The sequence below is a fragment of the Paenibacillus sp. FSL H8-0175 genome (assembly GCF_045040615.1).
Taxonomy (GTDB): Bacteria; Bacillota; Bacilli; order Paenibacillales; family Paenibacillaceae; genus Paenibacillus_AQ; species Paenibacillus_AQ odorifer.
This window is the reverse complement of record NZ_CP150299.1, coordinates 6,285,329-6,300,672: the sequence shown is the minus strand read 5'-3', so window position 1 is coordinate 6,300,672 and position 15,344 is coordinate 6,285,329. Positions and strand designations below refer to the sequence as shown.

Below are 15,344 nucleotides of genomic sequence, written 5' to 3'. Positions count from 1 at the left end.
AGGGTGGGTGCGAGGATGAAGGGTGAACGTCAGCAGGATGGTTTGCGGAGTAGTGAAGAGCGCCCGTTCAAGTTCATGTATAAGGCTGGTGATCGGACTGTGGGAATGGAAATGAGCCAAGCTGGATCCGTAGCCTCCGCTGCCGCAGAATTTATCGCTGGAGTAGAGCAGAGGGATGTCATTGAGCCTTTGAAGCGATCTTATTTTAAGCGGCCGGGGGAACCATCGACATTCCTAGTGCTGCGTGAAGGAAGAGAAGAACGTCTTGCTGGACGGGAAGGAACAAGGACTGTTCAAGCGGGCCCGTGTTTGATACGGAGTGAGGAATGGCTGCTGGAACCAGAGCTGTTCTGTCTTTATGAGAACTGGTTATCTAGCGAAGATGAACTCCAAACAGCGCGTATTCTGCAGCGAATCTCTTATCGTCTGCGTGCAGCTGTTGCCGAGCTGCTCGAATCGCCGGATGGCGAATGGGCAGCGGTCACCCTGCTGCATCCAGAGTCGCTTGCGGTGGCGCAGCCCGCCAAGCTTGCCGCGCTTCAGGACGCGCAGCTCGAAGCGCTGTTCGCTGCGGTGGCGGAGAGCCAGCGGCAAGGCGGCGATTGCCGCCTTGACCTGCTGGTCGCCTACACCGCAAGCGCAGCCGAATTCGCCGCAAAGCGCGAATTCATCGAAGACGTGGCCGATCAGACACTCGGCCACGCTTATGCGGCGGCATGCCGCATCGGGGCGCTGATCGCGCCCGATGTGGAGCCTGCCGCCGCTGCGGAAATCGCGCGTATCGCCGATTTCCTAGTGCTGGACGGCGCGGCGGGCGAACACGCGCCGGAAGAGACCGCCGCGGAGGAATTCGCCCTGGCGGCGGGGAAGATCTTTGCCGCCGTGACGAGCGTGAAGCCGGCGGCGGTGGTGCTCGCCGCGGGGACACCGGCGGCGTCGGCTTTGGCCGATCTGTATCAGATCGGGCTCAGCGGGATCTTTTGCAGCGCCGGTCAGCGGACCGAAGCGCTGCTGAGAGCGGCCTGCCTAATCTGGATCGCCAGGCAGCGAGAAACGCTGGATACTGCCGCCGGGGGAAGGCAGTAAGCTTTTTCTGCTGAACGATACGGTGCAGTTCATATAAGAATCGAAAAAAGACTTCAGAGCAGCGATTATCCGGTTATCGGAGAATCGTTGCTTTGTTTTTTTGGTCGTTAGCTACCTGCTTCAACAGCGTATATATAACCCAGTCCTCAACTCCGTGCTCCTACCTGTGCTCAACCTCAGCACTTAAACTAATCAACACTCAAACTAGGCACTAACCTCTGCACTCCTCACCCCCCGATGCTTAAGGACCCAGATGACGCTATTTGCCTGATTTTAGCTTTTTAAGCATGGTTTCGGACACGAGAGACACTATTCGTTAGGAAGAGGTACATATTTGGTGCTTTTCAGGTCAATAGCTGCAATGGAGTCCGTTTGAATACCAAATGTGTTTAAAATCAGCGATTAGGGTCAGCTGAGTCCGATAGTAGCAACATACGCGAGCAACTTGCATCATACGTTCATCACTCGTGTCGTATTCATACTTTGCGCTCTACCTCCGCACTCAACCCCCTGTACTCCTACCCTGTTCCCAACCTCCGCACTTAAACTAATCTGCACTCATGCTTTGGATGCAACCTCCGCACTCCCACCCTGTGCCCAACCACCGCACTTAAACTAATTTGCACTCATGCTTTGCATTTAAACTCTGCACTTAACCTCTGCACTCCTCAACCCCCGATGCTTAAGGACCCAGATGACGCTATTTGCCTGATTTTAGCTTTTTAAGCGTAGTTTCGGACACCAGAGACGCTATTCGTTAGGAAGAGGTACATAATCCTCTGTACTATCACCAATAGCTACATGCAACATTAGTTTTAGGACATCCAGATACGTTTCCAGCTTCTCCTTACATTTTACATAAACAGGATAATGGCCGCAGCCGCTCGAATTTTATTAGCATCTTGCTGAATAGGGGTGCTGTAGATGTCTACAAATTTTAGAGTTGGCCTGCAAAAGGTCGTAGATCATTCTTACGATATTGAGATTGGGGAAGGTCTTTTTGGCGCTCTGATCGAGGATTTGAAACATGGAATTGTCGAGAATGTAAGCAAATTCGCGATTGTTACAGATTCAAAAGTTGAAGCCCTGTATGGACAAGCCTTGCTGGAACAACTGCATCAGAATGATTTTCAAGCGGAGTTATTTTCTTTCCCTGCTGGAGAGAAGTCTAAAACCCGAGAAACGAAGGCACAGCTGGAGGACCGGCTATTAAGCCGGTCTTATGGACGGGATTGCTGTATCCTTGCCATTGGAGGTGGAGCGGTAACGGATTTGGCAGGTTTTTTGGCTGGAACATTTGGTCGGGGAGTGCCAAGTTTGAACTATGCAACTACCCTTTTAGCAGCAGCGGATGCTTCTATTGGTGGTAAAACGGGCGTGAATACACCGGTTGCAACCAATCTAATTGGTGTTTTTCATCAGCCTAAAAAGGTCTACATTGACCTAGCCACTTGGAGAACGCTTCCGGTACGTGAGCTTCGTAGTGGGTTGGCTGAAACAATCAAACATGCCTGCATCGCGGATGCTGATTTTTTTGAGTTTCTTGAACAGAATATGGAGCGAGTGGTTTCCTCAGAAGGCGATCTTGTATTAGATCGAGAGGTTTGCGAACGGATTGCTTTTCATAATTGTGAGATCAAGTATAGCGTGGTGGAAAAGGATGAACTGGAGAGCAACCTGCGCCAAATTCTAAATCTGGGGCATACTGCTGGCCGGGCGTTAGAGGCTTTAAGTGGTTATGAATTATTACATGGTGAAGCTATTGCGATTGGACTCGCGGTTCAGGTGCAGCTGGCAGAGCAGTTGGGGTATGTAACACCTGACCAAACTCAGCGTGTGATTGCTTTGTTGAAGAAGGCGGGACTTCCGACTGAAATACCAGCAACCATTACAAATAGAATGCTGATTGATAAGATGTATACGGATAAAAAGGTTCGCAAAGGGCGTATACGGTTTGTGTTCCAAGCTGGAATTGGAGCGATGAAGTCTTTTGAAGGTGGAGCTTATTCGACGCCAGTCGAAGAGCAAGTCCTATCCGAGCTTTTAAATAAAATACGCAGCTAAGAGAGGAAAACGCTAATTTAAATTTATGACGAATAACCCGGAAGGTAGGGTTTACTTTTTCGTTCAAGGTGGTATTATTAAAATATAAGTTGCACTAAGGAAATATAGTTGTACTATTGCAACAATGATTATCATTCTCACTACTCATAGTTATCATTCATGCTGTCCCGGCTAAGCCGGGGCAGCATGTGTCATTTTAGGGGTCTTAAGAATGGCTCTCATTATCATTTAGACAAAACAAAACGTATGCTCACGAAGCAAGTTTTGTTGCGAAGAGAAGTCAATGAAGTAATCCTACACAAAACTTTCAGGATGGTGATTATTATGCAAGCAACATCAAAACATTTACCCCAGCAAACCTCAATCTCCGGCAGCATGAAGAAACCAGGCGCTCCAAAACGCCGGTTCGATCTGAGAGCCATGCTCAGCAACTCCGAGATGCAGGCTGCGCTTGGCAGCGGAGTACTTATGCTTTTTGCTTGGGCTATGGGCAGCTGGTCAGAAGTTTTCTCTATAGTACTTTATGTTATTTCGTATACCGTTGGTGGCTGGAACAAAGCCAAAGAAGGCATTGAGACGCTCGTCAAAGAACGTGATCTCGATGTGAACCTGCTGATGATTGCGGCCGCACTAGGCGCAGCTACCATTGGGTACTGGAATGAAGGTGCTATGCTCATCTTTATTTTTGCGCTTAGTGGAGCTTTAGAGAGCTATACGATGGAACGGAGTAAGAAGGATATTTCCTCACTTATGGCCTTGAAACCTGCCACAGCCATGCGGATTGAAAAAGGAAGCATGAACGAGGTAGCTATTGATCAGTTAGTAATCGGAGATCTCTTGCTTGTACGTCCAGGGGATCTTATTCCTGCAGATGGCAAGGTGTACAGAGGAGAATCGGCAGTAGATCAGGCTTCCATTACAGGAGAGTCAGTGCCTGTTGAAAAATGTGCCGGCAGCGAAGTATTCGCAGGTACGGTCAATGGAGAAGGTCCACTTTATATTGAAGTAACGAAATCAGCAGAGAACACACTTTTTTCCAAGATCATTAAGATGGTAGAAGAAGCAGAGACGGATGTTCCAAATTCACAGCGATTCATTAAAAGACTGGAAGCCATCTATGCACGGGTAGTCGTTGCCTCGACTGTGGCTCTTATTTTCCTTCCACCCTTTTTGCTGGACTGGAGCTGGAGCGCAACCTTTTATAAAGCGATGGTTTTTCTTGTAGTAGCCTCGCCTTGTGCGTTGGTCTCATCGATTATGCCTGCGATGCTGTCGGCCATTTCCAAAAGTGCGCGAAAAGGGATTTTATTTAAAGGAGGGGTCCACCTCGAAAATATGGCCCGGACCTCTGTTGTAGCTTTTGATAAGACAGGGACCCTTACAGAGGGAACTCCGCAGGTGACAGACTTTATTGCAGCTGAAGGCTACAACCGGGAAGAATTACTGGCGATTAGCGCATCCATTGAGCATATGTCCCGCCATCCATTGGCGGAAGCCATTGTGCGTAAAGCTGAGGAAGAATATCTGGAGCTGCGGGGTGTGCAGGAAAGTAAAACCATCACTGGCTGGGGAATTGAAGGTCAAGTTGACGGGCATCTCTGGAAAATTGGAAAGTCCAATTTACTGGATGAGCTGACTTCGTCTGCGATAAGTTCTGAGCTTGCATTCTGGAGAACTAAACGGCAGCAGTTGGCGGAAGAGGGGAAGACTGTCTCCATTATTTTGGACGGTGAGCATATCGCAGGTATGATTGCATTGCAGGATACAGTTCGCCCACAAGCAGAAGCCGCAGTGCGGAAGCTGCAGGAGCTGGGGATTAAAGTGGCTATGCTTACGGGTGACCGGGAAGCTACAGCAAAAGTTATTGCGGCTTCAACCGGAGTAGATTTAGTATTTGCCGACCTTTTACCAGAGGATAAAGTAAAGCATATTAAGGCGCTTCGTAAAGAGCACGGTAATGTTGTGATGGTGGGTGACGGTGTGAATGATGCGCCTGCTCTGGCTACAGCGACTGTTGGTATGGGAATGGGCATGAAAGGCAGTGGTGCAGCGCTTGAGATCGCCGATGTAGTGCTTATGAATGATAATATTGAAGAGATCGCCTCGACCATTTCATTGGCACGGCGCTCACAGCGTATTGTGAAGCAAAATATGATTTTTGCTGTAACAGTAATCGCGGTTCTGATGATCAGTAACTTTGTGCAGGGCATCGCCCTTCCTTTTGGCGTGATCGGTCATGAAGGCAGTACGATATTGGTTATTCTTAATGGGCTGCGATTGCTGCGGTAAGTGGTCAGTGAAGTTACTGTGTATTATTTATTGCCAAAAATTAAATTGTTCACAAATGATTTTTCCCTGAGGGAGTCTGGCTTATTGACATTTTTGCTTTCAGTTAGCATAATTAAGACTACATTATAATTATTTTAAATAAGAAGCGACGTCACTGCCGTCTAACTCAAGGAGGATATAGATATGTATAAATCAATAATTGTTGGAACCGGACCGGCGGGGTTGACTGCTGCTATCTACTTGGCTCGTGCCAATTTGAACCCACTAGTAATCGAAGGACCTCAACCTGGCGGACAATTGACCACCACTACAGAAGTGGAGAATTTCCCGGGATTTCCTGATGGAATTATGGGTCCAGACTTAATGGATAATATGCGTAAACAAGCTGAACGTTTTGGTGCGGAATTCCGTACGGGTTGGGTGAACAGTGTAGAACTTGGAGAGCGTCCTTTTAAGCTTAATGTTGAAGGATTGGGTGTTCTTACGACGGATACCCTGATCATTTCGACTGGCGCTACGGCAAAATACCTCGGTATCCCAGGCGAGCAGGATAATGTGGGACGCGGTGTGAGCACCTGTGCTACCTGTGATGGATTCTTCTTCCGTAATAAAGAGATCGTGGTTGTTGGCGGTGGAGATTCTGCGCTTGAGGAAGCGGGTTTCTTGACTCGTTTTGCCTCCAAAGTAACGCTGGTACACCGTCGTGAAGAGCTACGTGCTTCCAAGATCATGCAGGATCGCGTTCGCGATAATGTTAAAGTAGCTTGGAGCCTGAATCGTACTCCTCTGGAAGTAACTTCTGGAGACAAAGGCGTGAGTGGACTAAAAGTGCTGAACAATGAGACCGGACAAGAAGAAATCATTGAAGCAAGCGGAGTGTTTGTGGCGATTGGCCACCATCCTAACACTGCATTTTTGGGTGGACAAATCACAACTAATACTGAAGGTTATATCATGACTAACCCAGGTACTTCTGAAACTAATATCCCAGGCGTATTCGCTTGTGGTGATGTGCAGGATACCCGTTATAGACAAGCAATTACGGCAGCAGGCAGTGGATGTATGGCAGCTATGGATGCTGAGAAATACATTGAAAGTCTGGAACATAGCGCGGTTATTCTGTAACATAACTGTAATCTTCCATAGGAGGTCTAATGATGGAAAATGTAATTGTATATACATCAACAAATTGTCCACATTGCCGTCAGGTGAAGAGCTTTTTGAGTGAAAAAGGCGTAGCCTATGAAGAGCGTAATATTGAGCAGAATGATGATTACGCGCAGCAGGTTTGGGATATGGGAATGAGAGCTGTTCCTGTAACTGTAATTGGTGAGCACAAAATCGTGGGGATGAATAAAACTCAGTTCGACAAAGCATTGGCGACTGTTTAATTAAATATATTTCTGTGAGGAAATTGCAAAAGGTCGCTTCCATTTTGGAGGTGATCTTTTTGTGGTCTAAGTATACAAAAATAGCCTGACGCTAATATGCGCAGGCTATTTTTTATGATGTAAATCGCAAAGTTCAATTTAAGCTTGAGTGAAAGAGGTAATGATCTGAAATAGGACGTATACAGCAACACCGCTGCCGATCAGAATGAATCCTGATTTCTTTTTGGCTTGAAAAAAACGGAGCACACCGAGACTGATCAAAGGGGCAATAATGAGCAGAAAAAGCAACACAGTGATGAACATCTGTGCCGAGATATCAGACGTATCAACATAGGTCATGGACTCGCTCTCCATTTCAAAAAAGGGGTTGTAGTGATAAATGTCACACTAACTTATCCTTTATTATATAGGATTTAAGTTGCTTTTACTGCACTTTTGATCCACCTAAATGCGGCAATTTTACGTCAATTCTATCCGCTCTTGAATTTCACCCGTGAAACTGTCCCGCAAAACGTTGTCCATTAGACTACATTAAACGGTCACCCGAATATCGCCTAGAAAATGCATAACTGCAGAGAACCCCGCGCCTATCATCGTGCCTCGGCTGCCCAGCTTGGAGAAGGTAATCTCGAGCTGCTGCTTATGATAAGGAAGTGTACGCTCGGCTACAACCCGGCGAAGGGGCTCCCCTAACCAGGCTTCTGCTTCGGATAAGGCTCCACCGATGACAATCAGCTCTGGATTAAAGCTATTGATTAGATTCGTTACTCCGATGCCGAGATATTCACCTATAGATGAGAAGTGGTGCAAGGCGTCTTCTTGTCCAGCGGCTGCATAACGGACCAGTTCTTGTGTGGTATGAGCAGGGAGGGAGAACTCGGAATGGTCATAGGTTTTCTCCGAGGCATATAGCTCCCAACAGCCACGGCTCCCACAACTGCACGGCTTGCCTTGTGCTTCAATCGTCATATGTCCGGTCTCGCCGGCATATCCTCTTGCACCTTTGTACAGCTCTCCGCCAATAATAATACCGGATCCGATCCCTGAACCCGCACTGATATAGAGCAGATGTCTAACATCTTTTGCCGCCCCAAAGTTCAGTTCACCTTGTGCACCTGCGTTAGCTTCGTTATCAATAGTGACTGGAACCGCGAATTCCGCCTCCAAAATACCCCGCAGGTCGACCATTTCCCAGCCAAGGTTGGGAGCAAAAAGAACAACCCCGTTCTCATCCACCATCCCGGGGACACCTACTCCGATGCCGACGATACCGTATGGGGATTCAGGTGCTTTATCAATCAAGTCTGAAATTGTTTTTTTCATCCGTTCCAGTACATAAGGCAGAGCATGATTGTCCAGGGAGAAATCGCTTTCGAAAAGAATGCCACCACTTAAATCACATAAGACGGCTGTCAGTTGCTTCACCCGTAGCTCTATACCGATTACACTGCCGGCCATGCTGTTAAAATGCAGCATTAGCGGCTTTCGTCCGCCACTGGATTGACCTGGTCCAACTTCAGTCACTAATTCTTGAGCGCATAGCTCAGCCACCAGATTGGATACGGTAGCTTTATTCAGTCCGGTCATCTCTGAAACCTTGGCGCGCGAGAGCGGAGAGTTCCTTCGAATAGTATGTAGTACGATCGATTTATTGATTTTTTTGACCAGCGCCTGATCTCCGGTAACCTTCACGAATCACACATCCTTTTTAGCATAGTTCCCTTTTGTTGTATGCCACTTAGTCTAGAGTGATGTGCTGGAAATTGCAATACATCGGCAGAAAAGAGGAAATCTATGTTTGTTGGATTTTTTGAATATTAAACGGATAGGCAAGGGAGACTTAAAGAGGCGGAAATTTTATAAAAAAACTTTGTTTAACCAATATACAAAGTCAAAAAGATGTGTTAAGATGATGCTGTAAACGCTTGCTAGCGTAGCACAATATGAGGAGGATTACACAATGGCTTATTTTGAGACAGTGAACAAAATCTCTTACGAGGGAAGCCGTTCCACCAACCCTTATGCATTTAAATTCTACAATCCTAAAGAAGTCGTAGCCGGCAAAACTATGGAGGAACATCTGAAATTTGCAATGGCTTATTGGCATACATTAACTGCTGGCGGTTCTGATCCGTTTGGCGCTGAAACTGCAATTCGCAGCTGGGACAAATTGAGTGGTCTTGATAAAGCTAAAGCTCGCGCTGAAGCAGCATTCGAATTTATGGACAAGATGGATCTGCCTTACTTCTGCTTCCATGATGTAGATATCGCACCAGAAGGCGCATCTTTGCGTGAGTTCTACAGCAACATCGACACTATTGTTGATATCCTTGAACAAGGCATGAAGACTTCCGGCAAGAAATTGCTGTGGAATACAGCTAATATGTTCACTAACCCGCGTTATATGCACGGTGCAGGTTCTACACCTAACGCTGATGTTTTTGCACATGCAGCAGCACAAGTGAAGAAAGGTCTGGAAGTTGGTAAACGTCTGGGCGCAAGCAACTATGTATTCTGGGGCGGCCGTGAAGGTTACGAAGAATTGCTGAATACAGATATGGGTCTTGAACAAGATAACATTGCACGTCTGTTCAGCATGGCTGTAGATTACGCTAAGGAAATTGGTTTTGATGGTCAATTCCTGATCGAACCTAAACCAAAAGAGCCTACTAAACATCAATATGATTTCGATGCAGCAACAACAATTTCGTTCTTGCAAAAATACAACCTCGACAAGCACTTCAAGCTGAACCTTGAAGCTAACCACGCTACGCTTGCAGGTCATACTTTTGAACATGAACTTCGTGTAGCTCGTATTAATGGCATGCTTGGATCACTTGACGCTAACCAAGGGGATACACTGCTTGGTTGGGATACTGATGAATTCCCAGTAAACATCTACGATGCAACACTTACTCTTTATGAAGTATTGAAGAATGACGGTCTTGGCAAAGGCGGAATTAACTTCGACGCTAAAGTACGTCGTCCTTCCTTCGAGCCACAAGATCTGTTCTTGGCACACATCGCTGGTATGGATACTTACGCAAAAGGCTTGAAAGTTGCTGCTAAATTGATCGAAGATCGCGTATTCGAAGATTTCATTGACAAACGCTACAGCAGCTTCACAGAAGGCGTTGGTGCAGACATCGTTTCCGGTAAAGCAACATTGGCTTCTTTGGCTGAATATGCTTTGAACAATGAGAACCCACGTCCTAACCAATCCGGACGTCAAGAATACCTGAGAGCTACCCTTAACCAATACATCTTGGCTGAGTAGTCCTTATAGGGAGCTTGAAGCTTAGGCTTTGAGTCGAGTTTGAACAAATGCAACGGGGGTTGCTGAAGAGAGCATTCTTCGGCAGCCCCCTTTTTGTAGTAAAAACTAAGCAAGATGCTTACGAAGTAAGTTTTGCTCGAAGTAATTCAATGAAGTCTATGCTAACAAAACTTTTAGGAGGTCAAAAATGAAATACGTTATAGGTGTTGATTTGGGGACTAGTGCAGTGAAGACTGTTCTAGTGGACCCGCAGGGGAAGGTGGCTTTTGAGCATTCCGAGTCCTACCCGCTAAGCAGACCCCAACCGAACTGGAGTGAGCAAAATCCTGAAGATTGGGTAAAGGGCACGCTGGTCAGCCTGCGCCGTCTGATTGAAGTATCAGGCATAGACCCTTCTCAAGTAGACGGTCTAAGTTTCTCCGGACAAATGCACGGATTGGTACTGGTAGATAAAGAAGGGCAAGTGCTGCGTCCAGCTATTCTTTGGAATGATACCCGTACTACTGCACAATGCCGTAAGATTGAGAAGACGCTTGGAACGAAGTTGATCGATATCGCCAGAAACAAAGCATTGGAAGGTTTTACACTGCCTAAGATTCTGTGGGTTCAAGAGAATGAACCAGAAGTATTATCACAGGCGCATCAGTTCCTGCTGCCAAAAGATTATGTTCGTTATCGGTTGACGGGTGATTATGCAATGGATTACTCCGATGCTGCCGGAACGTTGCTATTGGATGTAGGTTCTAAAGAATGGAGTGCAGAAATCGCAGAGGCTTTTGAACTTCCGCTTTCTCTTTGTCCTAGATTGGTAGAATCCTTTGAACAGACTGGAACTTTATTGCCGGACATTGCTGAAGCGTCAGGTCTTTTATCTTCAACGAAGGTATTTGCTGGTGGTGCAGATAATGCTTGTGGCGCGCTCGGAGCAGGTGTATTGGGAGAAGGCCGGACCATGTGCAGTATTGGTACATCTGGTGTAGTTCTTTCTTATGAGAGCAATAAAGATTTGAATCTCGAAGGCAAAGTCCATTTCTTTAACCATGGTGAAAAAGATGCCTACTATATTATGGGGGTTACACTAGCTGCTGGTCATAGCCTTACGTGGTTCAAAGAAACCTTTGCGGCGGACAAAAGCTTTGATGAGCTGTTAAGCGGAGTTTCCTCTATTCCAGCTGGCAGCGGAGGCCTGTTATTCACACCTTATATTGTAGGAGAACGTACACCACATCCAGATGCGAATATTCGCGGAAGCTTTATTGGTATGGATTCAGGGCATACGTTGACGCATTTTACACGTGCAGTATTAGAAGGCATTACCTTCTCACTGCGTGAATCCATTGAGATTGTACGTGAGTCAGGCAAAGAGATTACAGAGATCATTGCAATTGGTGGTGGAGCTAAAAATGAGGCTTGGCTGCAAATGCAGGCTGATATTTTCAATGCATCCATCGTGAAGCTGGAAAGTGAACAGGGTCCGGCAATGGGAGCAGCTATGCTGGCGGCTTATGGAAGCGGATGGTTCACATCCCTTGCGGAATGTGCAGAAGCGTTTATCCGTCCTGCTGATGTTTATAAACCAGATCCGAAACAAACGGCAATCTATGACGGTCTATTCAACCTCTATCAGGAAGTTTATGGCCAGACCCGCGAATTGAATAACAAGCTGGCTGCATATCGCCAATAAAACGCCATTTATCAATCTGTCTGATATAAAAGAGGTCTTTCGCATCTGGCGGAAGGCCTTTTTAAAGACCATCTTCTTTATAGAGGTGATGAACGGCAATATTCAAAAATGTTGCCGTTTTCATTTTTCTTCTGTAAAGTATGGAATATCTCCAAGGTAGTGGCAGCCTGTACATGAGATAGTGAAGGTTTCGGGGGGCGAAAGGCCATGTTTCAATGGTTTGTTAAGGTGCTGAATGACATCAAAATCCGCAATAAGCTGCTGCTTGCTTTTTTACTGACTACACTTTTACCGGTATTACTGGTAGGTGGTTATCTTACGATTGAGATGAGGACCATGGCGTTTGAGAACGCACTGGAGCAAGCTTCAATTAACGTAGATCGGGTAAAAAAAAGAACAGAAGAAGTCATCGGTGTATCGCAAGATATAGCGTATCGATTGTCCAATGATGCCCGGCTGAAAAAACTCGCCATACGCCAGTATGTAAGCACTTATGATGTGGTTGAGGCTTATCGGGATTACACTGATATGCGTGAATACCTAAGATTATATAAAGACATATCCAACATACGTTTATACACTGATAATGCTACGCTGCTTAACAACTGGGAGCTGATCAATCCTTCGTCTGCCATTAAGGAGAGCCAGTGGTATCAGAGAGCACAGCGGTACGATAGCCTCGTCGGTTGGGAATATATAGAGGATGAGCGTGATCAGCGGAATTATTTAAGTCTTGTCCGCAAAATCGAGCTGGAGGGCTCCAGTAAAATTGGCGTGCTCGTTATTAATGTAAACAGTCACCAGCTAACCTCAATTCTGAGCCAGGAATCATTTGATACCATGATCGTGGATGATCAGGATAATATCATTGCTGCGAACCGGAGCGATCGGACAGGAAAGAAACTGGCAGATGTTTCTTTTGATACAAAGCTTTTGGGGCAAGGAAGCGGGAGCTATGAGGCAGAAGTAGATGGTGAAGCCTCCAAAATAGTGATAGAAGAACTTAAACCACAAGCCAGCCGTAACGCCCTGCGAATTATTTCTGTTTTTTCTATTGATAGTATAGTCAAAGAACCTAATCGGGTGATTAAGCTTTCGATTACCGTGATTGCCGTAAGCGTTTTATTGGCCTTTTTAATCATATATAGTTTCTCTTCATTATTTTCACGTCGATTATTGCAGTTAAGCAGACATATTAACCGCGTTAGTACGGGTGATTTTGACACTTCATTAAAAATTGATGGCAAAGATGAAATTGCCCTGTTAGCTCGTCAGTTCAATTCTATGGTACGGAGTATTAACGATTTGATGTACGAGGTACAGGAATCTAATGACCAGAACAGCCTGCTGGAACAGAAACAGAATGATATCCGTTTTAAAATGCTGGCAAGCCAGATCAATCCTCATTTCTTGTTCAATGCGCTGGAATCTATTCGTATGGAGGCCCATATGAAAGGGCAAGTGGAGATTGCACGGGTAGTGCGTCTTCTTGGCAAAATGATGCGCAGTAATCTGGAGGTAGGCCGAAGTAAAATTTTGCTTAGCCAGGAGCTTGAAGTGGTTCGTTGTTATTTGGATATTCAGCAATTCCGTTATGAGGATCGTTTGAAATATCAATTTATTGTAGACCCTGCCGTCGAATCACTCTACATCCCGCCGCTGATTGTGCAGCCGCTTGTGGAAAATGCGGTGATTCATGGGTTAGACAACACGATGGATGGAGCAATGGTTACGGTGAATATCAAGCGTGAGCAGAATCATGCGGTCTTTACCATTACCGATAATGGAGCCGGGATCACTCCGGACAAGCTGGAGCAGATCCGTTATACCCTTGAGGTTCGTGATGAGCAGGAAGAGGCACGGATCGGGCTGCGCAATGTACACGACCGTTTGAAGTTATCCTACGGTGTTGAATATGGACTGAATATCGAAAGCCGGATGAATGAAGGAACATCTATTACGTTTCGTATTCCAATGGAGGACATAAATCTATGATCAAAGTATTGATTGTTGATGATGAGCCAAAGCTGCGGGAAGGCCTTCGGGCTCTAATCCCTTGGGAAGAGCTAGGGTATACGGTGGTGGCTACGGCCGCCAACGGCTTGCAAGCTCAGGAGAAATATCATATTTTTTATCCGGAACTGATTGTGGTGGATATCCGCATGCCTGGTATGGACGGGCTGGAGTTAATCGGTGAGCTGCGCGAGGAAGGCTCGACCAGCCATGTGCTAATTTTAAGTGGTCATGCGGATTTTGAGTATGCTAAACGAGCCATTTCTTACCGCATTGACGGCTATTTACTGAAGCCGGTGGATGAGGAAGAGCTAATCAACTATTTGGAGGAACTCAGAGTCACGATCGCTCAGGAAGATCGCTTTAGCCGCTGGAATGAAGAGGAGCCTGCCCGTAATCGCGAAAGCCTGCTGCGTACATTGCTGCAGCCTTCAACAGCGGAGGAGGGGGAGAATGATCCTGCTAAGCAGGCGGCAGCACTGGGTCTTAAATCAGACCATGTCGAAGTGATCCTACTCGAATTACTCGCGCCTGCGGGCGGCAGTGAGGAAGGGGAGCGGGCCGTTAAGGCCGCGGTAGAACAGTATTTTGGCAGCAGTGAAGAGCGGATGTTTTTCACGATGCCGCCATATATTGGATTCCTGCTGCAAGAGCCGCTGCCAGGAAAGCAGGAACAGGAGCGGCTGATGGAAGAGCTTGCTTCCTTAATTTGCCGCGAGGGATACAACTTCAGCGCAGCAACGGGAGGCCCTGTAGCTGGACCAGAAGAGGCGGCACAGTCTTTTCAAGTGGCGCGTGAACTGCTGCGCCGGGCATTCTTTTACCGCAAAGGGATTCTGATCAGCGCCGATCTCTCCGGTATGTTGTTTCCTGGAGTGGCGGAGGCGTACACCGAAGAAGGGCAGGATGCGGAGAGCCGCCTAATGCTTGCTGTTGAAACCGGAAGCCGCGCGGCCATTGAACCGCTGGTGGATACGATCTGTGCGGAGCTACTGGCTGCGGGCAGTGAGGAGCAGCAGATCAAAGATACATTTGTGCGGATTCTCAGTACGGTGTTGGCCCGTCTCGAACCGGTCTATCCAGAGATTCGCAGCAATGCCGCTAAGCATTCCCCGCCGATCGGTGAGCTCTACCATAGTCATTACCTGGCAGACCTGCAAGAGCAGGCCGTCAATTTCATGGCGGAGATCGCCGATCAAATGTCCAGTGGCAGCAAAGGGAATGAGATCAAAAAAATTACGGAGCTAATCAACCGCCGTTACAATGAGAACCTTAAGCTTGAGACCTTATCTGAGTTATTTAATTACAACAGCGCATATCTAGGTAAAATGTTCAAGAACACTACCGGGGAATACTTCAATACGTATGTGGACAAAGTGCGGATTGAGAAGGCGAAGCAATTCCTCGCGCAAGGCATGAAAGTATATGAGGTGGCCGAGAAAGTTGGGTACATGAACCCCGATTACTTCAACGCCAAGTTCCGTAAATATGTAGGACTCTCCCCAAGTTCTTTTCGCAAAAACATCTAAAATAGAAGCCC

At 46.7% G+C, this 15,344-nt stretch carries 11 protein-coding genes; 9 read left to right on the top strand and 2 right to left on the bottom strand.

The window, feature by feature from the left end; genetic code table 11:
- Window positions 1–15: 15 nt before the first annotated feature.
- The 5 genes from MHH46_RS27905 to MHH46_RS27885 all read left to right on the top strand — a co-directional run bounded on the left by MHH46_RS27905 (window position 16) and on the right by MHH46_RS27885 (window position 6,830).
- Window positions 16–1,086 (top strand): hypothetical protein, encoded by a 1,071-nt coding sequence (locus MHH46_RS27905; RefSeq protein WP_076128725.1) that lies wholly within the window; start codon window positions 16–18, stop codon window positions 1,084–1,086.
- Window positions 1,087–2,010: 924 nt separating this feature from the next.
- Window positions 2,011–3,150, top strand: coding sequence for a 3-dehydroquinate synthase (gene aroB / locus MHH46_RS27900; protein ID WP_076128722.1), 1,140 nt, complete (start codon window positions 2,011–2,013; stop codon window positions 3,148–3,150).
- Between the two features lie 324 nt (window positions 3,151–3,474).
- Complete coding sequence (locus MHH46_RS27895) at window positions 3,475–5,439, top strand: heavy metal translocating P-type ATPase (RefSeq protein ID WP_076128720.1); 1,965 nt, start codon at window positions 3,475–3,477, stop codon at window positions 5,437–5,439.
- Between the two features lie 183 nt (window positions 5,440–5,622).
- Window positions 5,623–6,564 carry a thioredoxin-disulfide reductase gene (trxB, locus tag MHH46_RS27890; protein WP_076128718.1) on the top strand — a complete coding sequence of 314 codons (942 nt, stop codon included), beginning with the start codon at window positions 5,623–5,625 and terminating at the stop codon, window positions 6,562–6,564.
- 32 nt (window positions 6,565–6,596) lie between these two features.
- The gene (locus tag MHH46_RS27885; RefSeq protein ID WP_076128716.1) at window positions 6,597–6,830 is read left to right on the top strand and encodes a glutaredoxin family protein; all 234 of its coding nucleotides are present in this window, start codon (window positions 6,597–6,599) and stop codon (window positions 6,828–6,830) included.
- 138 nt (window positions 6,831–6,968) lie between these two features.
- On the opposite strand, the gene MHH46_RS27880 is transcribed toward MHH46_RS27885, so the two are convergent.
- Both MHH46_RS27880 and MHH46_RS27875 read right to left on the bottom strand, forming a co-directional pair.
- Complete coding sequence (locus tag MHH46_RS27880) at window positions 6,969–7,169, bottom strand: hypothetical protein (protein WP_036680251.1); 201 nt, start codon at window positions 7,167–7,169, stop codon at window positions 6,969–6,971.
- Between the two features lie 192 nt (window positions 7,170–7,361).
- Window positions 7,362–8,522 (bottom strand): ROK family transcriptional regulator, encoded by a 1,161-nt coding sequence (locus MHH46_RS27875; RefSeq protein WP_076128714.1) that lies wholly within the window; start codon window positions 8,520–8,522, stop codon window positions 7,362–7,364.
- Between the two features lie 268 nt (window positions 8,523–8,790).
- On the opposite strand from MHH46_RS27875, the gene xylA reads away from it, so the two are divergent.
- The 4 genes from xylA (at window position 8,791) to MHH46_RS27855 (ending at window position 15,333) form a co-directional block, all read left to right on the top strand.
- Window positions 8,791–10,107 carry a xylose isomerase gene (gene xylA / locus MHH46_RS27870; RefSeq protein WP_076128712.1) on the top strand — a complete coding sequence of 439 codons (1,317 nt, stop codon included), beginning with the start codon at window positions 8,791–8,793 and terminating at the stop codon, window positions 10,105–10,107.
- Window positions 10,108–10,294: 187 nt separating this feature from the next.
- Window positions 10,295–11,791, top strand: coding sequence for a xylulokinase (gene xylB, locus MHH46_RS27865; RefSeq protein WP_076128710.1), 1,497 nt, complete (start codon window positions 10,295–10,297; stop codon window positions 11,789–11,791).
- Between the two features lie 207 nt (window positions 11,792–11,998).
- A complete protein-coding gene (locus MHH46_RS27860; protein ID WP_076128708.1) occupies window positions 11,999–13,786 on the top strand; it encodes a sensor histidine kinase in 1,788 nt (595 codons plus the stop codon).
- Window positions 13,783–15,333 carry a response regulator transcription factor gene (locus MHH46_RS27855; protein WP_076128706.1) on the top strand — a complete coding sequence of 517 codons (1,551 nt, stop codon included), beginning with the start codon at window positions 13,783–13,785 and terminating at the stop codon, window positions 15,331–15,333. The genes MHH46_RS27860 and MHH46_RS27855 overlap by 4 nt, the downstream gene beginning before the upstream one ends.
- Window positions 15,334–15,344: the final 11 nt, after the last annotated feature.